Origin of the sequence: Streptomyces sp. SirexAA-E (assembly GCF_000177195.2) — a bacterium.
Taxonomy (GTDB): domain Bacteria; phylum Actinomycetota; class Actinomycetes; order Streptomycetales; family Streptomycetaceae; genus Streptomyces; species Streptomyces flavovirens.
Map to the genome: position 1 here is coordinate 5,097,057 of NC_015953.1, position 24,775 is coordinate 5,121,831.

Genomic DNA, 24,775 nt, shown 5'->3' on the forward strand with positions numbered 1-24,775 from the left:
GGACGCCGCCGGACCCGCCCTCCGGGCGGACGGCGCTACTTTCGAGACAAGCCCTAGGCACCGTCCGGGTGGCCGGAGCGCGCACCGCGGGCTTCCGGCCACCCACCCCTTCTCTTCTCACCGCAGTACCGGTTCCAGGGAGCTGTTTTCCATGAGCCCCGAGTCCACAGGGCAGAACGAGCACTACCTCACCGTCATGCGGAGGGGATTCCGCACCTGGCGGGGTGACCGGCCGTTCTGGGCGGGTCTGTTCACCATGGCGGGTGGCCTTCCCATCGCCTATTTCCCGTACGCCAACCTGCATCTCGGCAACGTCACGCTGGCGATGTCCACGACGGCCGGAGCGGGTTCACTGATCATCGGGGTCCTGCTGGTCACCCTGGGCCTGACGATGTGGTTCCACAGCATCGTCCGGGTGTTCGCCGGGGTCGCCGCGATCCTGCTGGCGCTGATCTCCATCCCCGTCGCCAACATCGGCGGTTTCGTGATCGGCTTCCTCCTCGCCCTGCTCGGCGGAGCGCTCTCCGTCTCCTGGGCCCCGGGCGAGCCGGTGGCCGAGGAGGCCGACGACGAGGAGCAGGTCCCCGTGACGGTCGGCGCACCCGTGGCCGCGCAGGAGGTGCCGGACGACGGACCGACGCAGACCTTCCCGCAGCAGGCGGTGGATTTCGACAAGCAGGTCCAAGCCGACGGCGGGAGGCATCGTGCGGGGTGACGAGACACAGCCGAACGCGACCGGGGACGGGACCCGGGCGAGAACCGGGCCCCGCCACGCGGCGCCCAGGAAGTCGCTGCTGACGAAGCTGCACCTGCCCGCGGGCAAGAAGGCGTTCGCACTCGCGGCGATGCCCACCGCGGTCTTCGTCGGCATGGGCCTCACCCCCAGGCTCGCGCTGGCCGACGACAACCCCGAGATCCCCTTCGCCCCCGGCCCGTGTGTGACCCGCTCCGACGAACCGAGCGAGTCACCGGAGCCGGACGCGACACCGAGCCCGAGCGCCACGTCCACCGGCGACACCGGCAAGGACGGGCAGGACGGGCAGGACGGGCAGGACGGCAAGCCGGACCCGGGCGCGACCGAGGCCCCGGGGCCCTCCGCCGGCCCGAGCACCTCCGCCGGGAGCGGAGCGGCCGAGCGGAAGGCCGAGAACGCCGAGGAGAAAGCCGAGAGCGCCGAGGAGAAGGCCGAGGCGACGCCCGGCGCGACGCCCTCGCCCACCAAGTCGAAGAACCCCCTCGACCCGCTGGGAGTCGGCGACGCGCTCAGGGACCTCCTCGGCATCCCCGACAAGGAGACGGCGAGCCCGGACCCGAGCGCCACCACCGAGCCGGCGGACGAGACCGGGGACAAGACCCCGGACCCGGCCGAGAAGACGAAGGACCCGGCGAAAGACCCGGCGAAGGACACCGCGGACGCCGCGAAGGAGGCGGCCGACAAGACCGCCGACGCCATCCGCGAGGCCGCGGGCAAGGCGGGCCAGGACGTCGAGGAGCTGGGCGAGGACGTCAAGGGCCTCGACCCGGTCGAGGACGAGGACATCCCGGACGGCGCCAAGCCGCGCTTCCCGTGCCCGACACCCGACCCCGAGGCCCTCGCCGCGGCCGACCTGGAGCAGGGTGTCCCGCTGCTCCCGACCGACCCGTGGATCCTGGAGTCGTCGCTGCTGACGCTCAACGGGCTGGACTACAAGGGCATCGTCGAGGTGCGCACGGCGGACGGCGGCGTCAAGAAGGCGCTGAAGTTCACCGCGAGCTCCATCGACATCAAGGACCTGCACCAGCTGACGACGGGCCCGGCCGGTGCCACCGGCCACGTCAAGGCGCGCAGCGGATCGACGTCCACCATCCGGGACGGCGAGGTGACGATGTACACGGAGGAGCTGAAGGGCAACCTCTTCGGCCTCATCCCCATCACCTTCAGCCCCGAGACCCCGCCGCCGCTCAACGTGCCGTTCGCGTTCTTCACCAAGGTCAAGGTGACCCAGGCCGGCCAGTTCGGCGGCACGCTGAAGATCCCCGGCCTGCAGAACTACTTCACCGGCGGCAACAGCTAGGGCTTGTTTCGAAAGTCCCGCCTGTCCGGCGGCGTCTGGCACGCACGCTCGCTGCGTTGTCGGGATCGCCCCGATACGTCCAGTATCGGGGCGACCCTCCGCCTTGCGATCGCACGCACCAGACGCCGCCGGCCCCGCCCTCCGGGCGGACGGCGCTACTTTCGCAACAAGCCCTGGACCCCACGTCCCGGTTCGGGAGCCGCACAGCACCGCGGGCCGCCCCTCCTCGTCGAGAGGGGGCGGCCCGCGGTCGTGTCGTGCGGGGTGAGGGCGGGTCAGCCGCGCTCGCCGCTCAGGTGGTGCACCCGGACCATGTTGGTGGTGCCGGGGACGCCGGGGGGCGAACCGGCCGTGATGACCATCGTGTCGCCGTCGTTGTAGCGGTTCAGCTTGAGCAGCTCCGCGTCCACCAGGTCGACCATCGCGTCCGTGTTGTCCACGTGCGGTACGACGTAGGACTCCACACCCCAGCTGAGGGCCAGCTGGTTGCGGGTGGACTCCTCCGTGGTGAAGGCCAGGATCGGCTGCGCCGCGCGGTAGCGGGACAGCCGGCGGGCCGTGTCGCCGGACTTGGTGAAGGCGACCAGTGCCTTGCCGTTCAGGAAGTCCGCGATCTCGGCGGCCGCGCGGGCCACCGAACCGCCCTGGGTGCGGGGCTTCTTGCCCGGCACGAGCGGCTGGAGGCCCTTGGACAGCAGCTCCTCCTCGGCGGCGACGACGATCTTCGCCATCGTCTTGACCGTCTCGATCGGGTACGCGCCCACGGAGGACTCCGCCGACAGCATGACCGCGTCCGCGCCGTCCAGGATCGCGTTGGCCACGTCGGACGCCTCGGCGCGCGTCGGCCGGGAGTTGGTGATCATCGACTCCATCATCTGGGTCGCCACGATCACCGGCTTCGCGTTGCGGCGGCACAGCTCGATGAGGCGCTTCTGCACCATCGGGACCTTCTCGAGCGGGTACTCGACGGCGAGGTCGCCACGGGCCACCATGACACCGTCGAAGGCGGCGACGACGCCCTCCATGTGCTCCACGGCCTGCGGCTTCTCGACCTTGGCGATGACGGGGACCCGGCGGCCCTCCTCGTCCATCACCTTGTGGACGTCCTTGACGTCCTCCGCGTCCCGCACGAAGGACAGCGCGACCAGGTCGCAGCCCATCCGCAGCGCGAACCGCAGGTCCTCGACGTCCTTCTCGGACAGGGCCGGGACGTTGACCGCCGCGCCGGGCAGGTTGATGCCCTTGTGGTCGGAGATGACACCGCCCTCGATGACGATGCTGGTGACCCGGGGGCCCTCGACGGAGACGACCTTCAGCTCGACGTTGCCGTCGTTGATCAGGATCGGGTCGCCCTTGGTGACGTCACCGGGCAGGCCCTTGTAGGTCGTGCCGCAGATCGACTTGTCACCCGGGACGTCCTCGGCGGTGATGACGAACTCGTCACCCCGGACCAGCTCGACGGGGCCCTCGGCGAACTTCCCGAGGCGGATCTTCGGCCCCTGGAGGTCGGCGAGCACGCCGACCGCGCGGCCGGTCTCGGCGGCGGCCTTGCGGACGCGGTCGTAACGGCCCTGGTGCTCCTCGTGTGTTCCGTGGCTGAAGTTGAAACGGGCCACGCTCATGCCGGCCTCGATCAGAGCGACGAGCTGCTCATGGGAGTCGACGGCGGGACCGAGGGTGCAGACGATTTTGGAACGGCGCATGAGGCGGATCCTATCGGTTTGTTTCGCTGCGGAATATTCCGTCTGGTGGAAGATACAAAGGGGCGCCCACCCGCTCAGTTGTGGGCCAGTGCGAAGGTCTGACGGGCGATCTCCAGCTCCTCGTCCGTCGGCACCACGGCCACCGCGACCCGTGCGCCCCCGGGCGAGATCAGCCGTGGTTCACCGGACCGCACGGCGTTGCGCTCCGGGTCCACGGCCAGGCCGAATCCCTCCAGCCCCGCGACGGCAGCCTCTCGTACCGGAGCCGAGTTCTCACCGACCCCCGCCGTGAACACGACCGCGTCCACCCGGCCGAGGACCGCAGCGTAGGCGCCGATGTACTTCTTCAGCCGGTGGATGTAGACGGCGAACGCGAGCGCGGCCCGCTCGTCGCCCTCGTCGACCCGGCGGCGGATCTCGCGCATGTCGTTGTCCCCGCACAGCCCGACCAGTCCGCTCCTCTGGTTCAGCAGGGCGTCGATCTCGTCCGCGGACATCCCCGCCACCCGCTTGAGGTGGAAGGTGACGGCCGGGTCGATGTCGCCTGAGCGCGTCCCCATCACCAGGCCCTCCAGCGGGGTCAGCCCCATGGAGGTGTCCACGCACTTCCCGCCGGCCACCGCGGAGGCCGAGGCGCCGTTGCCCAGGTGCAGCACGATCAGGTTGAGCTCCTCGACGGGGCGGCCCAGCAGCTCGGCCGCCCGCCGCGAGACGTACGCGTGCGAGGTGCCGTGGAAGCCGTAGCGGCGGATGCGGTGGGCGTCCGCGGTCTCCACGTCGATCGCGTACCGCGCGGCGTACTCCGGCATCGACCGGTGGAAGGCCGTGTCGAAGACCGCGACCTGCGGCAGGTCGGGGCGCAGGGCCTGGGCCGTACGGATCCCGGTGATGTTCGCCGGGTTGTGCAGCGGGGCCACCGGGACGAGCCGCTCGATCTCCTTCAGCACCTCGTCGGTGATCACGGTGGGTTCGCTGAACTTCAGTCCGCCGTGCACCACCCGGTGCCCGATCGCCACCAGCTCGGGGGAGTCCAGCCCGAGGCCGTCGGCCGCCAGCTCCTCGGCCGCGGCCTTCAGCGCCTGGTCGTGGTCGGCGATCCGGCCGGTGCGCTCACGGGGCTCGCCGTCCTGCGGGGTGTGGACCAGCCGCGAGGACGACTCGCCGATCCGCTCGACCAGTCCGGTCGCCAGCCGGGACCGGTCGCGCATGTCCAGGAGCTGGTACTTCACCGAGGAGGACCCGGAATTGAGGACGAGCACCCGGCTCGCCGTCTCCTCGGTGGTGGTGTCGCGGTTGGTGGACAACTCGTTCACTCCTCGCCCTGCGCCTGGATCGCGGTGATGGCCACGGTGTTGACGATGTCCTGCACCAGGGCGCCCCGGGACAGGTCGTTGACCGGCTTGCGCAGCCCCTGGAGGACCGGGCCGACCGCGACGGCGCCCGCCGAGCGCTGGACGGCCTTGTAGGTGTTGTTGCCGGTGTTCAGGTCGGGGAAGACCAGGACGGTCGCCCGGCCCGCCACCTCGGACGCCGGCAGCTTCGTGGCGGCGACGGACGGTTCGACCGCGGCGTCGTACTGGATCGGGCCCTCGATCCTCAGGTCCGGTCGCGAGGCGCGTACCCGTTCCGTGGCCTCCCGCACCTTGTCGACGTCGGCGCCGGTGCCGGAGGTGCCCGTCGAGTACGACAGCATCGCGATCCGCGGGTCCACGCCGAAACGCTGCGCCGTGACCGCCGACTGCACGGCGATGTCCGCCAGCTGCTCCGCGTCCGGATCCGGGTTGACCGCGCAGTCGCCGTAGACCAGGACCTTGTCCGCCAGGCACATGAAGAACACGGAGGAGACGATCGAGGCCCCGGGCTTCGTCTTGATGATCTCGAACGCCGGCCGGATGGTCGCCGCCGTGGAGTGCACCGAGCCGGAGACCATGCCGTCGGCCAGCCCCTCCTGGACCATCAGCGTGCCGAAGTAGTTGACGTCCGAGACGACGTCGTACGCCAGCTCCACCGTCACCCCGCGGTGCGCGCGCAGCTGGGCGTACCGCTCGGCGAAGCCCTGGCGCAGCTCGGAGGTCTGCGGGTCGATCAGCCGGGTGTCGGCGAGGTCGATGCCGAGATCGGCGGCCTTCTTGCGGATGACGTCCACGTCGCCCAGGAGGGTCAGGTCGCAGACGTCACGGCGCAGCAGGACGTCGGCGGCGCGCAGGACGCGTTCCTCGGTGCCCTCGGGCAGGACGACCCGGCGCCGGTCGGAGCGGGCCTGCTCCAGCAGCTCGTGCTCGAACATCATCGGGGTGACCCGGCCGCTGCGGGCCACGGAGATCCGCTCCAGCAGGGCGGCGGTGTCCACGTGGCGCTCGAAGACACCGAGCGCGGTCTCCGCCTTGCGGGGGGTGGCGGCGTTCAACTTGCCTTCGAGGGCGAAGAGTTCGCCCGCCGTGGGGAAGGACCCGCCGGCCACCGCGATCACCGGGGTGCCCGGTGCGAGGCGGGCGGCGAGCCGGAGTATCTCCTCGCCGGGGCGCTCGTCCAGGGTCAGCAGGACGCCCGCGATGGGCGGGGTGCCGGCGCTGTGCGCGGCGAGGGAGCCGATGACCAGGTCCGCCCGGTCGCCGGGGGTGACGACCATGCAGCCCGGGGTCAGGGCCTTGAGCAGGTTCGGCAGCATCGCGCCGCCGAAGACGAAGTCCAGCGCGTCGCGGGCCAGCCCCGAGTCGTCGCCGAGCAGGACCGTTCCGCCCAGGGCCGTGGTGATCTGGGAGACCGTGGGCGCCGCCAGGGCGGGCTCGTCCGGAAGGACCGAGCAGGGCACCGGCAGCTGTTCCGCCAGCCGCCCGGCGATCTCCGCCCGGTCCTCGGCCGCCACCCGGTTCACGATCACCGACAGGACGTCACAGCCCAGCGAGGCGTACGCGCGAAAGGCGTTGCGGGCCTCGGAGCGCACGGAGCCGGCGTCCTGGCCCTGGCCGCCGACGACCGTGATCACCGAGGCGCCGAACTCGTTGGCGAACCGGGCGTTGAGCGCCAGCTCGTCCGGGAGCTGGGTCGCCGCGAAGTCCGTACCGAGGACCAGCACCACCTCGTACTCGCGGGCCACCCGGTGGAAGCGCTCGACGAGCCGGGAGACCAGTTCGTCCGTACCCTGCTCCGCCTGGATCGCGGAGGCCTCGTGGTAGTCCAGGCCGTACACCGTCTCCGGGCTCTGGGAGAGCCGGTAACGGGCCCGCAGCAGCTCGAACAGCCGGTCCGGGCCGTCGTGGACCAGTGGACGGAAGACACCCACCCGGTCCACCTGGCGCGTCAGTAGCTCCATGACTCCCAGATCGACGACCTGACGGCCGTCTCCCCGGTCGATCCCGGTCACATACACGCTGCGCGCCACGCGTGTCCTCCCGTCGTGTTCGGCTGGTCCTGCCTCCTTGACGATACCTACGGAGGCAGGTATGCCGCCCGCCGGGACGGACCGGTTCCCGACGCCGTCGGCGGGGTGCGGGGACCCCTCGGCAGGACCGGTGCCCGGCACGGCGTGGGACAATCGTGGTGACTCACGGTACGGGGGCTTCGTGTGCCGTTCGCCGGGGGCTGCCCCACAGCCCCGGCGGACCGGGGCGCGGTGCCGGACGCGGTGTGTCGGAGGGCCCCTGGGCGCCCGCATACTGGATGCGTCCGGGTGTTTCCGACGACGCGACCGGAGCGGGCCCTCACCCGGGGCGCGACCGGGAGCGTGGGGAGGCAACTGTCGTCGCGCGCCCGCCAGGGACGGACGGGACAGCCCGGAGGCACGGCACTAGCGAGCAGGAGACAGAGCACGATGCGCATCGGAATTCTCACCGCAGGCGGGGACTGCCCCGGCCTGAACGCCGTGATCCGTTCGGTCGTCCACCGTGCCGTGGTGGGACACGGCGATGAAGTCATCGGATTCGAGGACGGTTTCAAGGGCCTGCTCGACGGCCACTTCCGCCCCCTCGACCTCAACGCCGTCAGCGGCATCCTGGCCCGCGGCGGCACCATCCTCGGCTCCGCCCGGCTGGAGCGCGACCGGCTCCGCGAGGCCGCGGAGAACTGCGCGGAACTCTCGCTCCGTTACGGCATCGACGCCCTCATCCCGATCGGCGGCGAGGGCACGCTGACGGCGGCCCGGATGCTGTCGGACGCCGGAATGCCCGTCGTCGGCGTCCCGAAGACCATCGACAACGACATCTCCGCCACCGACCGGACCTTCGGGTTCGACACCGCCGTGGGCGTCGCGACCGATGCCATAGACCGTCTGAAGACCACCGCCGAGTCCCACCAGCGCGTCATGGTCGTCGAGGTCATGGGCCGCCACGCGGGCTGGATCGCGCTGGAGTCCGGCATGGCCGGCGGTGCGCACGGCATCTGCCTGCCGGAGCGGCCCTTCCAGGTCGACGACCTGGTCAAGATGGTCGAGGAACGCTTCGCGCGGGGCAAGAAGTTCGCGGTGATCTGCGTCGCCGAGGGCGCGCATCCGGCCGAGGGCTCCATGTCGTACGCCAAGGGCGAGATCGACCAGTACGGCCACGAGCGCTTCCAGGGCATCGGCAACCGCCTCGCGGCGGAGCTGGAGATGCGCCTCGGCAAGGAGGCCCGGCCGGTCATCCTCGGCCACGTCCAGCGCGGCGGCACCCCCACCGCGTACGACCGTGTGCTCGCCACCCGCTTCGGGTGGAACGCGGTGGAGGCCGTGCACCGGGGCGACTTCGGGCGGATGACGGCCCTGCGCGGCACGGAGATCGTGATGGCCCCGCTGGCGGACGCCGTGACCCGCCTGAAGACCGTGCCGAGCGACCGGATGTACGAGGCGGAGTCGGTCTTCTGACCTGTCCGTTCCCCAGCCCTGACGGCGTCTCGCCGTGCCTGCGGCCCCGACCGCCCTTCCCGGGTGGCCGGGGCCGCCGCGCGTCGCCCAGGGCGTCCGCGGCCGGCAGCCGCCCGGGCCGGAGTCAGAGCCCCGCCGTCCGCCAGAACTGCTCGACCACACGGTCCAGGAAGTCCTGCCCCGTCCCCTCGGCGGTCCCCGCGCCGCCCCGGCCCGTGTTGCTCCAGCTCAGCGTCGACACCATCAGCGACTGGTAGTCGGCGTGCAGCTGGGCGAGCACGTCCTCGACCAGCACCCGGTCCAGCGGCACCAGCTTGGCCACCGGCTTGACGTACGCCTGCCAGCGCGTCGTCACCGCCCGGTTCAGCAGCTCCGCCAGCTCGTCGTTGCGGCCGGTCGCCGTGAGGAACTGCGCGGCCGACATCTCCAGCGCCGCGCAGAGGGCGGCTGCCTGCCGCTCGTTGCCGCGCCACCGGCCCGACTCCTCGATCCGCAGATACGCGGCGGGCGACATCCCCAGCGTCCGCGCCAGGTCCTCCGGGCCCACGCCCTTGGCGAGCCGGTGTTCGCGCAACGTGCTGGCGGCTGATATGAGTTCGCCCGGAGCGCACCACAACACCCCGGCCAATGCCTTCAGTTCGCGCTCGTCCGGCTGGGCCACACCACGCTCCCAGGCCAGTACGGTCTCGGCGGTGACGCGCAGCCCGTACTGGGCGCCGAGCCCGTAGGCAACATGTCCGGGAGCCATTCCCAGCGCCTCGCGCAAGCGGCGCGCGGCGGGGGCGTTGAAGGGCGGATTCTGAGGCACGGCCCCACCGTAGGATGAACACAACCGCCTGGCTACAGGCTGTGCGTCACCATTCACCCTTCGTACGATCCTCCGAGTGCGGGGACCACGGGCCGTCCAGCGGTATCAGCGACTTTCGGCCACCCACCGGTAATGCAGCTCGGGCCGGCCCACCTGGCCGTAGCTCGGGCGCCGCACCGCGCAGCCGACGGTCACCAGATGCTCCAGATACCGGCGCGCGGTGATCCGGGACATGCCCAGTTCCTCACCGGCCGCCGCCGCCGTCACCCCGTCCGGGGATGCCCGCAGGACCCGGGTGACCGCCTCCAGCGTCGGCCCGCTCAGGCCCTTCGGCAGTGCGGCCGGTTCCGCGACCCGAAGCGCGCCCAGCGCCCGGTCCACCTCCTCCTGGCCGCTGGCCTCACCGGCCGCCGCCCGGAACTCGGCGTAGCGCACGAGCCGGTCCCGCAGCGTGGGATAGGTGAACGGCTTCAGCACGTACTGCACGACCCCCAGCGACACCCCCTCCCGCACCACCGCCAGGTCGCGCGCCGAGGTCACCGCGATGACGTCCGCGCCGTGACCGGCCGCCCGCAGCGAGCGCAGCAGGTGCAGCCCGTGCCCGTCGGGCAGGTACAGGTCGAGCAGCAGCAGGTCCACCGGAGCGCGGTCCAGCGCCCGCACGGCCTCCGCACGCGAGTGGGCGACGGCCGTCACCTCGAAGCCGGGGACCCGGCCCACGTACATCTCGTGGGCGGCGGCGGCCACCGGGTCGTCCTCCACGACCAGCACCCGGATCACGCGGTCACCTCATGGGCCGGGCGGCCCGTCAGCGGCAGCCGCACCGTGAACCGCGCGCCGCCGTCCTCGGACCGGTCGAGCGTGACCGTCCCCCCGTTGCGGTACGCCGCCTGCCGCACGAGCGCCAGCCCGAGCCCCCGCCCCGTGCCGTGCGTCGTCCAGCCGCGCCGGAACACCTCGTCCGCGTCGTCCGGGGCGATCCCGGCCCCGGTGTCCGCGACCCGCAGCAGCAGCTCGCCGCCGACCGTGCGCGCCGTCACCGTGACCAGGGCCCGGGCCGCCGTCCGCTGCCCGGGCACGACCGCTCCGGCACCGCCCGTCATCGCCTCCGAGGCCGCGTCCACCGCGTTGTCGATGAGATTGCCCAGGATCGTCACCAGATCACGCGGCGCCAACGAGTCGGGCAGCGCCCCGTCGTCGATCAGGCTGTCCTCGGCCAGCACCAGCTCCACCCCGCGCTCGTTCGCCTGGGCGGCCTTGCCGAGCAGCAGCGCCGCCAGCACCGGCTCACCCACCGCGCCGACGACCCGGTCGGTGAGGACCTGCGCCAGCTCCAGCTCCGCCGTCGCGAACTCCACGGCCTCGTCCACCCGGTCCAGCTCGATCAGCGAGACCACCGTGTGCAGCCGGTTCGCCGCCTCGTGGGCCTGCGAGCGCAGCGCCTGCGAGAAGCCCCGTTCCGAGTCCAGCTCACCCGAGAGCGCCTGCAGCTCCGTGTGGTCCCGCAGGGTCACCACCGTGCCGCGCTGCTCCCCGCCGACCACCGGACTGGTGTTCACCACGATCACCCGGTCCGCCGTGAGATGGACCTCGTCCACCCGCGGCTCGGACGCCAGCAGCGCCCCCGTCAGCGCGGCCGGCAGCTCCAGCTCGTCCACCCGGCGCCCCACCGCGCCCGGCGCCAGCCCCAGCAGCTCCCGGGCCGCGTCGTTGACCAGCGCGATCCTGCGCCGCCCGTCCAGCATCAGCAGCCCCTCCCGCACCGCGTGCAGGGTGGCCTCGTGGTAGTCGTGCATCCGGCTCAGCTCCCGGGCGTTCATCCCGTGGGTGTGCCGCCGCAGCCTCGCGTTGATCACGTACGTACCGAGCGCGCCCAGTGTGAGCGCCGCCCCCGCCGCCATGCCCAGTGCGCCGAGCTGCTCCCGCACCTGCGTGGACACCCGCTCCACGGTGATGCCCGCGCTGACCAGGCCGACCACTCTGCCCCCGTCACGGACCGGCGTGACCACCCGTATCGAGGGCCCCAGGGTCCCGGTGTACGTCTCGTCGAACGTCTCCCCGAGCAGCGCCCGGTCGGTGTGGCCGATGAAGGGCCTGCCGATCTCGGCGGCGTTCGGGTGCGTCCAGCGGACCCCCTGCGGGTTCATGATCGTGACGAACGCGATCCCGGTCTCGGCGCGGACCCGCTCCGCGTACGGCTGGAGTACGGCGGACGGGTCCGGGGTACGGATCGCCTCCCGCACCGACGGGGATTCGGCCATGGCGAGCGCGGCGGTCCGCACCTGCCGCTTCGCGGTCTCCTCCGCCTGCGCCCTGCCCGACACGTACGCGAAGACGGCGCATCCCGCCACGACGGCCGCCACCAGCAGGGCCTGCATCACGAAGAGCTGGCCCGCAAGGCTGCGGGGGAGGACACGGGGCGGGCGCATGTCCCCAGTCTGCCTGGCGGGCGACCCCGCTCCCAAGGTGGCTCGAAAGCGTCTGTGAACGATATGAACGCAAGGGTGACGCCCGTCACGCCGAGGTGGATAGTCGCCGGGACCCCCAGGGACGGGGGACCCCCAGGGACGGGGGGAGCGAACCGCAGAGAGCCGAGGAGGGCCCCCGTGGCAGAGCAAGCCGCACGACGGGACCGTACGCACTATCTTTACCTGGCCGTGATCGCCGCCGTGGTGCTCGGCATCACCGTCGGCCTCGCCGCCCCCGACCTGGCCGTCGAGCTCAAGCCCATCGGTACCGGCTTCGTCAACCTCATCAAGATGATGATCTCCCCGATCATCTTCTGCACGATCGTGCTCGGCGTCGGCTCCGTACGCAAGGCCGCCAAGGTCGGCGCGGTCGGCGGGCTCGCCCTCGGCTACTTCCTGGTGATGTCGACGGTCGCCCTGGCGATCGGCCTGGTCGTCGGCAACCTGCTGGAGCCGGGCTCCACCCTCCACCTCACCGAGGCGGCGCGGGCCGCCGGGGAGAAGCAGGCCGCGGGTGCCAGCGAGTCGACCGTCGACTTCCTGCTCGGCATCATCCCGACCACGATGGTCTCGGCGTTCACCGAGGGCGAGGTCCTCCAGACCCTCCTCATCGCCCTGCTCGCCGGCTTCGCCCTCCAGGCCCTCGGCTCGGCCGGCGAACCCGTCCTGCGCGGCATCGGCCACATCCAGCGCCTCGTCTTCCGCATCCTCGCCATGATCATGTGGGCGGCCCCGGTGGGCGCGTTCGGCGCGATGGCGGCGGTGGTCGGCGAGACCGGGGTGGACGCGCTGAAGTCCCTCGCGATCATCATGATCGGCTTCTACGTCACCTGCGCGCTCTTCGTCTTCCTGGTCCTCGGCGCGATCCTGCGTCTGGTGGCCGGGGTCAACATCTGGCATCTGCTGAAGTACCTGGGCCGCGAGTTCCTGCTGATCCTCTCCACCTCCTCCTCGGAGTCGGCGCTGCCGCGTCTGATCGCGAAGATGGAGCACATGGGCGTCAGCAAGCCCGTCGTCGGCATCACCGTGCCGACCGGCTACTCCTTCAACCTCGACGGCACGGCGATCTACCTCACGATGGCCTCGCTCTTCATCGCCAACGCCACGGGCGACCCGCTGAGCATCGGCGAGCAGATCTCGCTGCTGGTCTTCATGGTGATCGCGTCCAAGGGCGCGGCGGGCGTCACCGGCGCCGGACTCGCCACCCTGGCGGGCGGACTCCAGTCCCACCGCCCCGAGCTCGTCGACGGCGTCGGCCTGATCGTCGGCATCGACCGCTTCATGAGCGAGGCCCGCGCCCTGACGAACTTCGCCGGCAACGCGGTCGCCACGGTGCTGGTCGGCACGTGGACCAAGGAGATCGACCGGGCCCGCGTCGACCAGGTCCTCTCCGGAGCGCTCCCGTTCGACGAGAAGACGATGACCGACGACACCCACGGCGGCGAGCCGCACGTCCCGGAGTCCAGGGACGGCGACGTCGAGGAGAAGCCGACGCTCGCGAAGGCGTAGGACCGGCACGGCCGCGTGCGGCCGGTACGGGGCTCCCGTACCGGCCGCACGCGTGTGTCCGGGGCGGATCCGGCTCGCGGAGCGGGACTTCGCCGCTTTCGTTCACGAACCCGACGTACCGTTCCGCACAGCGGAGGTCGCGCCTCTGTGTCAGGCCGCGGGCCCACCACAGCCGCCGCACGCCCGATCGAATCGAGGAGCAGCATGCGCGGGAATCTGGCGGAGACCGCCCACGCCGTTCTGACGGCCGCACACGCGCCCGGGGCCGGTGCCCCGCCGCCGTACGCCCGCCTCGACGGCTCCACCGGCGTCGTCGCCGACATCTGCGTCCGGGGCGACCTCGGCTTCGTGCTGCTCCTGCACCGGCGCAAGGACGGGAAGCTCGCGGAGGAACTCTTCCATTGCGGGCGCACGGCCACCGGCGCCTGGGGAGCGGCCGAACATCTCTCGGGCGGTCTCCTGGGTGTCGAGGCGACCAGCCCCCGGGACGTCGAGGCCGCCTTGGCCGGCCGGCCGGTTGCGCTGTGGGGTGAGTCCGAGACGTTGCTGTTCACCGGGCGCCCCGGCGGGGACGAGGGTTACCAACTGCTGCGATTCCGAACGCTGTTGGTGTGTGAGGATGTCGGTCATCTCGATGTCCGGGACGTCTCGGCGCAAGCCGTTTCGGCGCCCGCACGTCTCCGTAAGCCGCTCGTCTCCCAGGTCGCTCTCCTGGCCGTGCTGCCCGAGGAGCGCGTCACCGTGCGTGCGGTGGCGCGTGGCGGGGCCGGAGCCCGGTTCCTGGGCGAGCCGTTCGAGCTGACCGGCACCGCCGCCGTGTCCGGGGGCCCGTGGGCGTAGGACGCGTGCGGCCGGTACGGGGCTCCCGTACCGGCCGCACCCCTGTGCGCCGTACTACCCGAACGGGATGCGGACGAAGGACTGGTTGCCCACGCCGACCGTGCCGGGGCCGTCGCCGATGGCGTTCCATATCTCGACCTTCACCGTGCCGCCCACGAGGTTGCCGTGGCTGCCGGTCGATGCCTTGAGTCCCTTGGCCTGCGTGTAGTGCTCGTAGCCGGGGACGGGATCGGTGGCGAAGTACTGGTACGTCTCCGTGCGGTCCCAGGTCCCGTCCCCCGTACGGTCGTAACTCACCCTCACCTGCTGCCCGTTGGCGATCGTGGTGCCCGAGTCGGCGAACACGTCGAACTGGGTGGAGCCGCCGTCGTACGCCCGGGTGATGCCCGTCGCCGTGAACGTCTGCGGGGAGTGCGGGGTGCCGTCGTGGTTCCCGCCGCCCGCCGACGCGACCGTCACCGATGAGGCCGCGGACTGGGCCGCGCCGAGCGCGCCGCCGCTGCGCAGGACGAGGGTGGAGGAACCGGTCGGCGGGTCGGTCGGCGGGTCGGTGGTGCCGCTGCCGCCGCGGGTCCAGACGCCCACGTAGTCCACGAGCATGGGCCGTCCCGGCACGGTCTCGGCGGTCGGGGTCGAGCCGCCCAGCGCGTTGGGGAACGCCCCGCCGACCGCCAGGTTCAGCAGCAGGAAGTACCCGGCGTGGTTCGTCATGTCCGCCCAGGTCGCCGCACCGAGCCGGCTCTCGGTGACGCTGTGGAAGAGCTGGTCGTCGACGTACCAGCGCAGGGCGTTGGGCGTCACGGAGCGGTCCCACTCGAAGCGGTAGGTGTGGAAGGCGGACTGGCAGCTGGCGCCCGGGCAGGCGCGGCTGTTGCCGAGGCCGGTGGTCTCGTCGCAGGGGCCGCCCGGGTTCACCCCGCAGTGCAGCACGCCCCAGACGGAGTTGATGCCGTTGACGTTCTCCATGATGTCGAACTCGCCGATGCCCGGCCAGTTCCAGTAGTTCCCCCGGTACGGGGAGCCGAGCGCCCAGAACGCGGGCCAGTAGCCGAGGGCCGCGTTGCCCGTGACGTTCGGCATCTGGATGCGTCCCTCGATGCGCAGGGTGCCACCGGCCGGAGCCTTGAAGTCGGCGCGCCTGGTCTCGACGCGGCCGGAGGTCCAGTTGCCCGCACCGTCGCGGAGCGGGGTGATGCGCAGGTTGCCGTTGCCGTCGAGGCTCAGGTTGTCGGGGCTCGCGGTGTAGTTCTGGATCTCGCCGGTGCCCCAGTTGCCGGGGCCGCCGGGATAGCCGTGACCGGTGTCGATCTGCCAGTTCGCGGAGGACGGCAGGGCGCCGTTCGCCCCGTCGAAGTCATCGCTCCAGGCAAGATTCCAGCCCGGTACGGCCGGGACGTCACCCCGGGCGGGCCCGGTCGTGGCGACGGTGAAGGCACCCGCGAGGGCGATGGCCGCGGCGGTCAGGCCGGCCAAGACGGTCGTACGTCTGTGGCGGCGGGGGCGGGTACGGCTCGTGCGGATCGTGCTCAAGGAACACCTCCGGTGGGGGACGGCGCCGAGAAGTCGCTGAGAGCGCTCTCAGTGTTATGTAGAGGCGGGCGGGACAGCCGTCAATGCCCCGGGCGGCCTCACTTCCCGCACGCACGGTCTCCGCCCCTTGCCTTGACGTCGGCGTCAAGGATTACGGTCGCGGTATGCGAATCGGGGAACTGGCCGAACGCGCCGGGACGACGACACGGACGCTGCGGTACTACGAATCACGGGGTTTGCTGCACGCGCGCCGCGCGGAGAACGGCTACCGCGCGTACGACGACAGCGACCTGAGGCTGATCCAGCAGATCCGGACCCTCCAGGACTTCGGGTTCGACCTGGAGGAGACCCGGCCCTTCGTCGACTGCCTGCGCGCAGGCCACCCGGCCGGCGACACCTGCCCCGCCTCGCTCGCCGTCTACCGGCGCAAGCTCGGCGAACTGGACACGCTGATCGCCCAGCTCCAGTCGGTCCGTACGGAGGTGGGCGCCCAGCTGGCCCGCGCCGAGCTGGAGGCGACGGCCGGGCTGCCGGGCGGCCCCGAACCACGATGTGCACTCGACTGGGAGGACGAGGACCGATGATCCACGCGGAAGGCGTAGCCGAGGTCACCGACGCCACATTCGACGAGGAGGTGCGGGGGGCGGGCCTCCCGGTCCTGGTGGAATTCACCGCCGACTGGTGCGGGCCCTGCCGTCAGCTCGCCCCGGTACTCGGCGCGATCGCCGCGGAGGAGGCCGACCGCGTCAAGGTGGTCCAGTTGGACGTGGACACCAACCCGGGCATCACGAGCCGCTACGCGGTGCTGTCGATGCCGACGCTGATGGTCTTCCAGGACGGCGAACCGGTGCGGTCGATGGTGGGAGCCCGCCCGAAGCGACGGCTGCTCCAGGAGCTGGAGGAGGTGCTGGGGGCCGCGGTCCGGTCGTGACCGTGCCCGCTCGTCGGCGCTCACCTGGGGCGCCTCGGTGGGCGGGACGCCTTTGGCCCCAGGGTTCCCGCACCACGGCTCTGTCGCCGGCCGGACCGGCGGACGTCCAGGACCCGGGCCGGCCTCAGCGCCGCGCGTGGCGGACCTTCAGCCGTCCGTACCCCATGGCCCCGGTGATACGGATCGTCGGACCGCCGGCGGGGGAGTGCCGCCGGGGCGTGTAGACCGAGTCCTTCCAGCCGGTGCGCAGACCCTCGATGTCGACGACCGCGTCGTGAGGCACCGTGATCTTGGCCTTACCGGTGCCGAGGCGCAGCTCGATGTCCACCACGGGGTGCTCGAAAACGGCCCGGGACAGGTCGAGGCGCACCTTTCCGAACGCGGACTCGACCTTGAGCGTGCGCGGTACCCGCCATGCGCCGCGCCGCTGGATCCGTCCACCGGCGGCGGCGATCGTGGAGGTGGTGCCCGCCTTCTCCCCGGGAAGCGAGGCCAGGAGCGGCGCGAGCTCGTCGTGTGTCCTGGCCGCGAGCACCTGGTCGAGTCCCGTGCTCAACTCCTCGTGGGAGACGTGCCCTTCGGCATACGCCTCCTGGAGGCGCTGCACGGCCGTGTCGCGGTCGTCTTCGCCGAGCGGTGACGGCGGGTTCTCCGGCAGAGAGGTCACGGACCCACTCTAGGGCTTGTTTCGAAAGTAGCGCCGTCCGCCCGGAGGGCGGGGCCGACAACGCAGCGAGCGTGCGTGCCAGGCGTCGCCGGACAGGCGGGACTTTCGAAACAAGCCCTAGTGCGGTACGGCCGGCCGGGACCCGCCAACATCCTTCATCGGCAAGCGAATCGCCATGCGTCCTGACGGGGCGTCACGTCGACTCCCGGACGTCTGAAGATCCTCCCTCCCCTCCGGCGGCGTCAGCTCGTCGCCTTCCTCACGGCCGGAGCCAGCGCGCGGTCGACCATCGCGGGGGTTCCCTGCAGGAGGACCGCCACCCGGCCACGGAGGACCGCGACCACCTTGGTGGCCGTGGTGCTACCGGGGACGTCGGCCTGCGACTTCGTCTCCAAGTAGCCGTAGGTCGGCCCCGTCATGCCCGCGACCTCGACCCGCTGCGCTCTGACGTCGTACTCGGCAGTCCCCTCGTCTCCGAAGGAGATGATCTGCGTGTACCGGGGGCACGCGGTCAGCGTCGTGAACAGCGCCTGGGTGCGTGTCATGAGTGCGGCAGGCTCGTCGCTGTAGAGGCGTTGCACCAGGAGTTCCTTCCCATGGCGGTAACCGGCGGCTGCCGTACGGGTGGTGCCCATGAGATCGACGACCGGGAGCCGCCCCTCGTACTGCGCGCGCTCCTCGCAGTCCGGGGTGCTGCCCTGCACGGAGAGGGAACCGGAGCCCTCGTCCAGATCGCTGCGTTCCACGCCGTTCCCCGCCTCGGCCCCCGACAGGAGACGGTGGCGAAGCTCCTCCGCCGTGAAGGGGGACGCCGTCGCGTCGAACCGTGGGGGCGCCGCACGCTCCTGCCCGTCATTCCCGTCGGCCGTGCACCCGACGAGCGACGCGAACAGGGCGAGGCCGACGAGCGCGCGGGCCGCGTCTCGCACACCAGGGCCGCGCGGCCGACCGGCTCCGTCCCTCGTCGCCGCTCGGCGCTCTTTGCCCTCGTGCATCACGGTCCCCTTGTCCTCTGATCACCGCTCCGGGCCGGGCCCGGCTCAGCTGGACTTCTCCCCAACCCGGCCTTGGACGAAGCGGCTTCGAGGCTCGGAGCTCGGGTCGCGGGTCGCGGGAGCCGGTGGGCGGGCGTGGGCGTGTGGCTGTGTGCGGCCCCGGATCCGCGCCGCGAGGGGCGGGGCGCGCACAGTCCGACGGGACCGCCGGACCTGGCGGCACCCGCGTAGCAGGTCCCGTCAGTGACCCGTCAGCGGCAGGCAGGCCCCGTCGGCCGAGCGGCCGATGACCTCGGCGTCGGCGTGTCCCGAGCCGTCGACCGCCCCGTTCACGCACACGCGTCCCTCGCCGCCGCCCACCTTGACCATCCGCAGCGGTGCGAAGCCGGTCCCGACCACCTCGATCCGTTCCGGCGTCATGCCGATGGCCTCGGCGGCCGCCGCGCGGAGGGCGCCCTCGTCGGTCCCGGTGTCCGCCAGCTCCCCCAGGGCCGCGGCCAGTGCCTTCGCCCTGGGGGCGGCTTGCGCCTTCTGCTCGGCGGTGATCGGCATCGGCTCGCGGTACGCGTGGTTCTCCTTCAGCCGCGCGTTCCAGTCCTCGGTAATGCAGGGGGTCGGAGCCGGCCGGTCGTCCTCGGGGAGCGGACAGAATCCCTCGGCCTCCTTCGTGGGCCGCGCGCCGTCCGATCGGGGATCGGTCCCCGCGTCGCCGCACCCGGTCGCCGTCGCGGCGAGGAGGGCCAGCGGGAGGGCGACGGTGAGACGAAGACGCATCCGTGTCATGGTCCGATCATTTCACGGGGTCTCCTCCCGAAGCCCGAAGCCCGGAGCCCGAAGCCCGAAGCCCGAAGCCCGAAGCCCGAAGCCCGAGGCCCGAAGCCCGAAGCCCGAGGCCCGGAAAGCGGGTTCCGGGCACCAGGGTCCGGACCGCGAAGGCGGCCGCGGGCTCGGCCTCCCGAACAGGTCAGCTTCTGGCCTATTGCCCGCCTATCGTCAGAACCTGCCGAGAAAAAACGCGGCCAGGATCCGGTGTCCGTAGAGGCGAAGGAAGCGAACATGTTGCGAGGACTCACCACCGTCAGTTTCTGGGCCGCCGATCTGGCTGCGGCGAGCAGCTGGTACAGCGAACTTCTGGGTACCGAGCCGTACTTCGAGCGACCGGGGTACTGCGAGTTCCGCATCGGTGACCACCAGCACGAACTCGGCCTCATCGACAGCCGCTACGCGCCCGACGGCCCCGCGACCGGCCCGGCCGGCGCTGTCCTGTACTGGCACGTCGACGATGTGCCGGCCACCCTCGACACGCTGACGTCCATGGGGGCGAAGGAGTACGAAGGGCTCCGGGACCGCGGCGCGGGGTTCGTCACCGCGTCCGTGGTCGATCCCTTCGGCAACATCCTGGGCGTCATGCGCAACCCCCACTACCTGGACGTCCTGCGGCAGAGCGGAGCCGCGTGAGCGAGTCAGCGAAGGCGGTGGCAGGGCTGTCCGTGCCGCTGGCTAGGCTCTTCCAGGACCCGGACGCGGCGAGCGTGCCGGGAGGAACGAGCACGGGGGATGCAATGCGCAAGACACTCACCGCGACGGCCTTCGTCCTGGCGGCCGCTCTGCTGACCGGCTGCGGTGGTGGCGAGGACAAGCCCGCCGACGAGAGCAAGGGCAACGGCTCCGCCGCGCCGGAGTCCGGCAAGCCGAAGGAGACCGGCGGGACCACCGTGAAGGAGGGCGCCTCGCACGAGGTGACCATCAAGGTCGAGGGGACGGGTAAGAGCAACGTCATGTACACCCTCGACGACTCCGACTTCGCGCAGGTGGACCTGCCGTGGTCCAAGACCGCCACCATCGCCCCGCGGGGCGCGGAGCGCGAGGTCGGCAGGCTGGTGCTCGTCACGCCCGGCACCACGACCGCGGCCGACGGCACGCTGGTCGCGGCGGGCTGCTCGATCACCGTCGACGGCAAGACCGTCGTGGAGAACGAGAGCGGCCCCAAGGGCAAGCCCTGCTCGTACAAGCTCAAGTAGGGCGGCCGAGGGGCAGCGGGATGGTCGGCGGCGACCCCGCGACGCCCGCGCGATCTCGCTGTCGCCCGCCAGGACTCACGGCACAGCCCTGAACGCGTCCGCGCAGGGCAAGCGGGCCGGCGCACCCGAGGTGCGCCGGCCCCGCCCCGTGCCCCGCCCCGTCAGGCGGGCCGCAGCCACACCGTCGCCAGTGGCGGCAGTGTCAGGGTGATGCTGGTGTCCCGGCCGTGGGCCGGTACCGCCTCCGGTTTCAGCGGCTCCTCGTTGCGGACGTCGCCGCCGCCGTAGCGGGCCGCGTCCGTGTTGATGACCTCCACCCAGGCGTCGGCGCCCTCCGGGACCCCGATGCGGTAGTCGTGGCGTACCACCGGGGAGAAGTGGGAGACCGCGATCAGCGGGGAGCCGTCCGCGTCGTAGCGGACGAACGAGAACGCGTTGTCCTCCGCCGCGCCGCCGTCGATCCAGGAGAAGCCGCCCGGGTCCGTGTCACGCTGCCAGAGCGCGGGCAGCGCGTTGTACACGGCGTTCAGGTCGCTCACCAGCGTCCGCACGCCCCGGTGGTCGCCGGATGCCTCGTACGTCTCGTCCAGCAGCCACCAGTCCGGTCCGTGGCTCTCGGACCACTCCGCGCCCTGGGCGAACTCCTGTCCCATGAAGAGGAGTTGCTTGCCGGGGTGGGCCCACATGAAGCCGAGGTAGGCCCGGTGGTCGGCGCGGCGCTGCCACCAGTCGCCCGGCATCTTGCTGACCAGCGCCTGCTTGCCGTGCACCACCTCGTCGTGCGAGATCGGCAGCACGTAGTTCTCGCTGTACGCGTACACCATCGAGAACGTCATCTCGTTGTGGTGGTACTTGCGGTGGATCGGCTCCTTGGAGACGTACACCAGCGAGTCGTGCATCCAGCCCATGTTCCACTTCAGGCCGAAGCCCAGGCCGCCCTGGTCGGTCGCCCGTGTGACGCCCTCCCAGGCGGTCGACTCCTCGGCGATCGTGACGACGCCCGGGTTGCGGCGGTAGACCGTCGCGTTCATCTCCTGGAGGAAGGCGACCGCGTCCAGGTTCTCCCGCCCGCCGAACTCGTTCGGCGACCACTGGCCTTCCTCGCGCGAGTAGTCGAGGTAGAGCATCGAGGCCACCGCGTCGACCCGCAGCCCGTCGATGTGGAACTCCTCGCACCAGTACGTGGCGTTGGCGACCAGGAAGTTGCGGACCTCCTTGCGGCCGTAGTCGAACTCCAGCGTCCCCCAGTCCGGGTGGGCGGCCCGCCTCGGGTCCGAGTGCTCGTACAGCGGGCGGCCGTCGAACTCGGCGAGGGCCCAGTCGTCGCGCGGGAAGTGCGCGGGCACCCAGTCCATCAGGACGCCGATGCCCGCCGCGTGCAGGGAGTCGACCAGGAAACGGAAGTCGTCCGGGGTGCCCAGCCGGGAGGTGGGGGCGTAGAAACCGGTGACCTGGTAGCCCCACGACCCGCCGAAGGGGTGCTCGGCGACGGGCATCAGCTCCACATGGGTGAAGCCCAGCTCACGCACGTAGGCGGGGAGCTGGGACGCCAGCTCGCGGTAGCCGAGGCCGGGACGCCAGGACGGCAGGTGCACCTCGTACACGGAGAACGGGGCCTCGTGCACCGGGCGGTCGCCCCGGTGCGCCATCCAGTCGGCGTCCTGCCACACGTGGTGCGAGGCGGTGACCACCGAGGCGGTCGCGGGCGGGACCTCCGCCTGCCGGGCCATCGGGTCGGCACGCAGGGTGTGCGAACCGTCGGGGCGGCAGATGTCGTACTTGTAGAGGGCGCCCTCGCCGACGCCGGGGAGGAAGAGCTCCCACACGCCGGTGGAGCCCAGCGAACGCATGGGGAAGCCCGCGCCGTCCCAGTAGTTGAAGTCACCCGCGATCCGCACCCCGCGCGCGTCCGGCGCCCACACCGTGAAGCGGGTGCCCGCGACGCCCTGGTGCTCCATCGGCTGCGCGCCGAGGGCCTTCCACAGCTCCTCGTGCCGACCCTCCCCGATCAGGTGCAGATCGAGATCGCCGACCGCGGGCAGGAAGCGGTACGGGTCCTCCGCCTCGATCTCGTTGTCGTCGTACGTGATCAGCAGGCGGTACGCGTCAGGGACGGCCGCCATCGGCAGGACGCCGGAGAAGAGGCCGTCGCCGTCGCTCTGCAGCTCGGCCCGCAGGCCCTCGGCCAGTACGGTGACCGCGCGGGCGAAGGGCCGCAGGACGCGGACGACCACTCCGCCCCGGGCCGGGTGCGCGCCCAGCACGTCGTGCGGGGCGTGGTGCTCACCGGACAACAGCCGCCGGCGGTCCCCGTCCGCCAGGGCCGTGGCCGGAAGCGCGTCCTTGCTGCCGCCGCCGCGCCGGGGGCGGGGCGGAGCGGCTGCTGCCGGGACGGGGGCGCCGTCCGTCGCGGAAGGCGCCTCGACGGTGACGTCGTCGGCGGCGGGCGCCGGGGCCGGGGAAGCGGAGGGAGCGGCGGGGGCCTTGGTGCTCGCGGCCTTGGCGCGCACGGCCTTCGTGCCCGCCGCCTTGGCCCCGGCGGACTTCGTGCTCGCGGTCTTGGTGGCCGTGGTCCGCTTGGCCCGGGGGCGCTTGGCGGGCGCCGGGGTGTCGGAGGCGGTCTCGGTGACCTCGGTGGTCACCGGCTGCGCTGCGGGCGGGACCTCGATGGGCTCGGGCGACTTGCGGGACGGCTTACGGGCGGTCACAGGGACGGCCTCCTAGGAGGGGGAGAAGGGAGGGGCGGGGGGAAGGGGTCACACGGTCGTGGCCGCCAGGCGCTGGATCGCCGCCATCGGGACCGGCAGCCAGTCGGGGCGGTGCCGGGCCTCGTACAGCACCTCGTACACCGCCTTGTCGGTCTCATGGGCGCGCAGCAGCTCCGGTTCGCTGCGCGGGTCCGTGCCCGCCGCCTCGGCGTAGCCCTCGCAGTACGCGGCGCGGCAGCGGGCCGCCCACTCGGGGCTCCAGGGGCGGTGCGTACGTGCCGCGTAGTCGAAGGAACGGAGCATCCCGGCCACGTCGCGCACCGGGGGCTGCGGGCTGCGGCGCTCGGGCAGGGGTTTGGCCGGTTCGCCCTCGAAGTCGATCAGTGACCAGAAACCGTCCTCCCCGCGCAGCGTCTGACCCAGATGCAGGTCGCCGTGGACCCGCTGGGCGGCCCAGCTGCGGCCCTGGTGCCCCAGCGCGGTCACGGCGTCGAAGGCGGTGCGCAGCCCGGGGACGTACGGGACGAGGGCCGGGACCGCCTGCGCGGCGGCCTCCAGACGCTCGACCATCCCCGTCACCAGGTGTCTGGTCTGCGACTGGAGCAGCGCGGGCGTCGGGAGCGCGGTGGCCAGTGCGGTGTGCACCTCCGCCGTGGCCCGGCCCAGCGCACGCGCCTCCGGGACGAAGTCGCGCCCCGCGCCCAGTGCGGCCAGCGCCAGCTGCCAGCCGTCCTTCGCGCCGTGCAGGAACGGTTGCAGCACACCGAGTGTCAGCGGCTCCGGGGTGGCCGCCTCGAACCAGGCGACCGGGGCCGGTACCCGGCCGCAGCCCTCGCGGGCGAGTGCCAGTGGCAGCTCCAGATCGGGGTTGGTGCCGGGGAAGACCCGGCGGAAGATCTTCAGGATGTAGGCGTCGCCGTAGACCAGCGAGGAGTTGGACTGCTCGGCGTCCAGGACCCGCGGGGTGAGCCCCGGCTCGATCGGCGCGGCCCGCTCGAAGCGCAGCGGTCCGAGTGACCCAGGGTTACGGAATCGTTCCAGCAGGAGGTCGGCGACGCGCGGATCGTGCAGCCCCTCGTACAGGGTGCGGCCGGCCAGCGGGCCGTCCGTCACCTGGCCGATACGGGCCGCCGCCAGGCGCGCGGGCAGCGAGCCGCGCACACCGAGCAGCAGTTGGTAGCAGTCGTCGTCGTGGGACCGGGCCGGGCTGTTCGGCTGGTGGGCCCGGACGAGCAGGTGCAGCAGCCCCGGGCCCGCGGCCGACGGATCCAGCGGCAGTATCTCCGTCGCCGCGACGAGTGAGAAACCGGTGACCGGCCGGCCCTTCCCCGCGAACCACCGCTGCCGGGGCAGCCACTCGTGGAGCAGCGGGGCGAGCGACGGCAGCAGGGCCGTCGTGCCCGCGGTGCCCGGCGGAACGGCCGCCGGCCCCGACGGACTTCGTCTCGGGGTCTTTCTCGTTGTTGTGCTCTTCGCCAGGGCGACTCGAGTGGATGCAGCCTCCGACATGGCATCGCGTCCTTTCCCCGGGCACACCACAGGATGCGAAGAGTGTCCCGGATTGCGGCAATGGCTGTCCGGCTGTGCGGGACGTGTCGGGTGAGGATGGTCCGTACGGACTCGATCGATCGAAGGGCACCAGGAGCCCGAAGGAGCCATGAGAGCTCGATACGGTGTCCACGTGCCCCGTGCGGGGCGGCGGAA

At 72.0% G+C, this 24,775-nt stretch carries 21 protein-coding genes; 9 read left to right on the forward strand and 12 right to left on the reverse strand.

All coding sequences use genetic code 11. The features are described from left to right. The first annotated feature begins 151 nt into the window (after positions 1 to 151). Together SACTE_RS22915 and SACTE_RS22920 are read left to right on the forward strand one after the other, a co-directional pair. The gene (locus SACTE_RS22915; protein ID WP_014048397.1) at positions 152 to 715 is read left to right on the forward strand and encodes a DUF6114 domain-containing protein; all 564 of its coding nucleotides are present in this window, start codon (positions 152 to 154) and stop codon (positions 713 to 715) included. Next, entirely contained in the window at positions 705 to 2,054 is a 1,350-nt protein-coding gene (locus SACTE_RS22920; protein WP_014048398.1) for a hypothetical protein, read from the forward strand. The genes SACTE_RS22915 and SACTE_RS22920 overlap by 11 nt, the downstream gene beginning before the upstream one ends. A 275-nt stretch (positions 2,055 to 2,329) precedes the next feature. Here SACTE_RS22920 and pyk read toward each other — a convergent pair whose 3' ends face one another. The 3 genes from pyk to pta form a co-directional block, all read right to left on the reverse strand. Continuing rightward, positions 2,330 to 3,757, reverse strand: a complete 1,428-nt coding sequence (gene pyk / locus SACTE_RS22925) for a pyruvate kinase (protein ID WP_014048399.1) — start codon at positions 3,755 to 3,757, stop codon at positions 2,330 to 2,332. Positions 3,758 to 3,831: 74 nt separating this feature from the next. Further along, entirely contained in the window at positions 3,832 to 5,061 is a 1,230-nt protein-coding gene (locus tag SACTE_RS22930) for an acetate kinase (RefSeq protein WP_014048400.1), read from the reverse strand. A gap of 5 nt (positions 5,062 to 5,066) precedes the next feature. After that, positions 5,067 to 7,139 (reverse strand): phosphate acetyltransferase, encoded by a 2,073-nt coding sequence (pta, locus tag SACTE_RS22935; protein WP_014048401.1) that lies wholly within the window; start codon positions 7,137 to 7,139, stop codon positions 5,067 to 5,069. 429 nt (positions 7,140 to 7,568) lie between these two features. Here pta and SACTE_RS22940 point away from each other — a divergent pair, with 429 nt between their 5' ends. Continuing rightward, positions 7,569 to 8,594: an ATP-dependent 6-phosphofructokinase gene (locus SACTE_RS22940; protein WP_014048402.1), complete on the forward strand. Its 1,026-nt coding sequence runs from the start codon at positions 7,569 to 7,571 to the stop codon at positions 8,592 to 8,594. Positions 8,595 to 8,718: 124 nt separating this feature from the next. Here SACTE_RS22940 and SACTE_RS22945 read toward each other — a convergent pair whose 3' ends face one another. From SACTE_RS22945 to SACTE_RS22955, 3 genes are all read right to left on the reverse strand, one after another. Further along, positions 8,719 to 9,342: a helix-turn-helix transcriptional regulator gene (locus SACTE_RS22945; protein WP_019992336.1), complete on the reverse strand. Its 624-nt coding sequence runs from the start codon at positions 9,340 to 9,342 to the stop codon at positions 8,719 to 8,721. Positions 9,343 to 9,507: 165 nt separating this feature from the next. Further along, positions 9,508 to 10,182: a response regulator gene (locus SACTE_RS22950; RefSeq protein WP_014048404.1), complete on the reverse strand. Its 675-nt coding sequence runs from the start codon at positions 10,180 to 10,182 to the stop codon at positions 9,508 to 9,510. Next, positions 10,179 to 11,831 (reverse strand): sensor histidine kinase, encoded by a 1,653-nt coding sequence (locus SACTE_RS22955; RefSeq protein ID WP_014048405.1) that lies wholly within the window; start codon positions 11,829 to 11,831, stop codon positions 10,179 to 10,181. The genes SACTE_RS22950 and SACTE_RS22955 overlap by 4 nt, the downstream gene beginning before the upstream one ends. 177 nt (positions 11,832 to 12,008) lie before the next feature. On the opposite strand from SACTE_RS22955, the gene SACTE_RS22960 reads away from it, so the two are divergent. Next, complete coding sequence (locus SACTE_RS22960; RefSeq protein WP_014048406.1) at positions 12,009 to 13,379, forward strand: C4-dicarboxylate transporter DctA; 1,371 nt, start codon at positions 12,009 to 12,011, stop codon at positions 13,377 to 13,379. A gap of 204 nt (positions 13,380 to 13,583) precedes the next feature. After that, complete coding sequence (locus SACTE_RS22965) at positions 13,584 to 14,219, forward strand: hypothetical protein (protein WP_014048407.1); 636 nt, start codon at positions 13,584 to 13,586, stop codon at positions 14,217 to 14,219. 54 nt (positions 14,220 to 14,273) lie between these two features. Here the strand turns inward: SACTE_RS22965 and SACTE_RS22970 are convergent, their stop codons facing one another. After that, positions 14,274 to 15,740 (reverse strand): glycoside hydrolase family 16 protein, encoded by a 1,467-nt coding sequence (locus SACTE_RS22970; RefSeq protein ID WP_037758335.1) that lies wholly within the window; start codon positions 15,738 to 15,740, stop codon positions 14,274 to 14,276. 173 nt (positions 15,741 to 15,913) lie between these two features. Between SACTE_RS22970 and SACTE_RS22975 the strand changes: the two genes are divergently transcribed. Continuing rightward, positions 15,914 to 16,333, forward strand: a complete 420-nt coding sequence (locus tag SACTE_RS22975) for a MerR family transcriptional regulator (protein ID WP_019992333.1) — start codon at positions 15,914 to 15,916, stop codon at positions 16,331 to 16,333. Continuing rightward, positions 16,330 to 16,680, forward strand: a complete 351-nt coding sequence (gene trxA, locus SACTE_RS22980) for a thioredoxin (RefSeq protein ID WP_014048410.1) — start codon at positions 16,330 to 16,332, stop codon at positions 16,678 to 16,680. The genes SACTE_RS22975 and trxA overlap by 4 nt, the downstream gene beginning before the upstream one ends. 124 nt (positions 16,681 to 16,804) lie before the next feature. Here the strand turns inward: trxA and SACTE_RS22985 are convergent, their stop codons facing one another. The 3 genes from SACTE_RS22985 to SACTE_RS22995 form a co-directional block, all read right to left on the reverse strand. Continuing rightward, positions 16,805 to 17,347 (reverse strand): DUF1707 domain-containing protein, encoded by a 543-nt coding sequence (locus SACTE_RS22985; RefSeq protein WP_014048411.1) that lies wholly within the window; start codon positions 17,345 to 17,347, stop codon positions 16,805 to 16,807. Positions 17,348 to 17,589: 242 nt separating this feature from the next. Next, positions 17,590 to 18,342, reverse strand: coding sequence for a hypothetical protein (locus SACTE_RS22990; RefSeq protein ID WP_014048412.1), 753 nt, complete (start codon positions 18,340 to 18,342; stop codon positions 17,590 to 17,592). Positions 18,343 to 18,582: 240 nt separating this feature from the next. Then, the gene (locus SACTE_RS22995; RefSeq protein ID WP_014048413.1) at positions 18,583 to 19,116 is read right to left on the reverse strand and encodes a hypothetical protein; all 534 of its coding nucleotides are present in this window, start codon (positions 19,114 to 19,116) and stop codon (positions 18,583 to 18,585) included. Positions 19,117 to 19,398: 282 nt separating this feature from the next. Here SACTE_RS22995 and SACTE_RS23000 point away from each other — a divergent pair, with 282 nt between their 5' ends. Together SACTE_RS23000 and SACTE_RS23005 are read left to right on the forward strand one after the other, a co-directional pair. After that, positions 19,399 to 19,800 (forward strand): VOC family protein, encoded by a 402-nt coding sequence (locus tag SACTE_RS23000; RefSeq protein ID WP_014048414.1) that lies wholly within the window; start codon positions 19,399 to 19,401, stop codon positions 19,798 to 19,800. Continuing rightward, positions 19,797 to 20,363 carry a hypothetical protein gene (locus SACTE_RS23005; RefSeq protein WP_014048415.1) on the forward strand — a complete coding sequence of 189 codons (567 nt, stop codon included), beginning with the start codon at positions 19,797 to 19,799 and terminating at the stop codon, positions 20,361 to 20,363. The genes SACTE_RS23000 and SACTE_RS23005 overlap by 4 nt, the downstream gene beginning before the upstream one ends. A 161-nt stretch (positions 20,364 to 20,524) precedes the next feature. Here the strand turns inward: SACTE_RS23005 and glgB are convergent, their stop codons facing one another. Next, complete coding sequence (glgB, locus tag SACTE_RS23010) at positions 20,525 to 23,071, reverse strand: 1,4-alpha-glucan branching enzyme (protein ID WP_014048416.1); 2,547 nt, start codon at positions 23,069 to 23,071, stop codon at positions 20,525 to 20,527. Positions 23,072 to 23,119: 48 nt separating this feature from the next. After that, complete coding sequence (locus SACTE_RS23015; RefSeq protein WP_014048417.1) at positions 23,120 to 24,580, reverse strand: phosphotransferase; 1,461 nt, start codon at positions 24,578 to 24,580, stop codon at positions 23,120 to 23,122. Positions 24,581 to 24,775 lie beyond the last annotated feature (195 nt).

What these genes read in the sequence shown, in the direction of transcription:
- SACTE_RS23015 (WP_014048417.1), bottom strand. Translation starts at nt 24,580, where the DNA reads ATGTCGGAGGCTGCATCCACTCGAGTCGCCCTGGCGAAGAGCACAACA.
- SACTE_RS22990 (WP_014048412.1), bottom strand. Translation starts at nt 18,342, where the DNA reads ATGCACGAGGGCAAAGAGCGCCGAGCGGCGACGAGGGACGGAGCCGGT.
- SACTE_RS22975 (WP_019992333.1), top strand. Translation starts at nt 15,914, where the DNA reads ATGCGAATCGGGGAACTGGCCGAACGCGCCGGGACGACGACACGGACG.
- SACTE_RS22915 (WP_014048397.1), top strand. Translation starts at nt 152, where the DNA reads ATGAGCCCCGAGTCCACAGGGCAGAACGAGCACTACCTCACCGTCATG.
- trxA (WP_014048410.1), top strand. Translation starts at nt 16,330, where the DNA reads ATGATCCACGCGGAAGGCGTAGCCGAGGTCACCGACGCCACATTCGAC.
- SACTE_RS23000 (WP_014048414.1), top strand. Translation starts at nt 19,399, where the DNA reads ATGTTGCGAGGACTCACCACCGTCAGTTTCTGGGCCGCCGATCTGGCT.
- SACTE_RS22955 (WP_014048405.1), bottom strand. Translation starts at nt 11,831, where the DNA reads ATGCGCCCGCCCCGTGTCCTCCCCCGCAGCCTTGCGGGCCAGCTCTTC.
- SACTE_RS22965 (WP_014048407.1), top strand. Translation starts at nt 13,584, where the DNA reads ATGCGCGGGAATCTGGCGGAGACCGCCCACGCCGTTCTGACGGCCGCA.
- pyk (WP_014048399.1), bottom strand. Translation starts at nt 3,757, where the DNA reads ATGCGCCGTTCCAAAATCGTCTGCACCCTCGGTCCCGCCGTCGACTCC.
- SACTE_RS22995 (WP_014048413.1), bottom strand. Translation starts at nt 19,116, where the DNA reads ATGCGTCTTCGTCTCACCGTCGCCCTCCCGCTGGCCCTCCTCGCCGCG.
- SACTE_RS22945 (WP_019992336.1), bottom strand. Translation starts at nt 9,342, where the DNA reads ATGGCTCCCGGACATGTTGCCTACGGGCTCGGCGCCCAGTACGGGCTG.
- SACTE_RS22940 (WP_014048402.1), top strand. Translation starts at nt 7,569, where the DNA reads ATGCGCATCGGAATTCTCACCGCAGGCGGGGACTGCCCCGGCCTGAAC.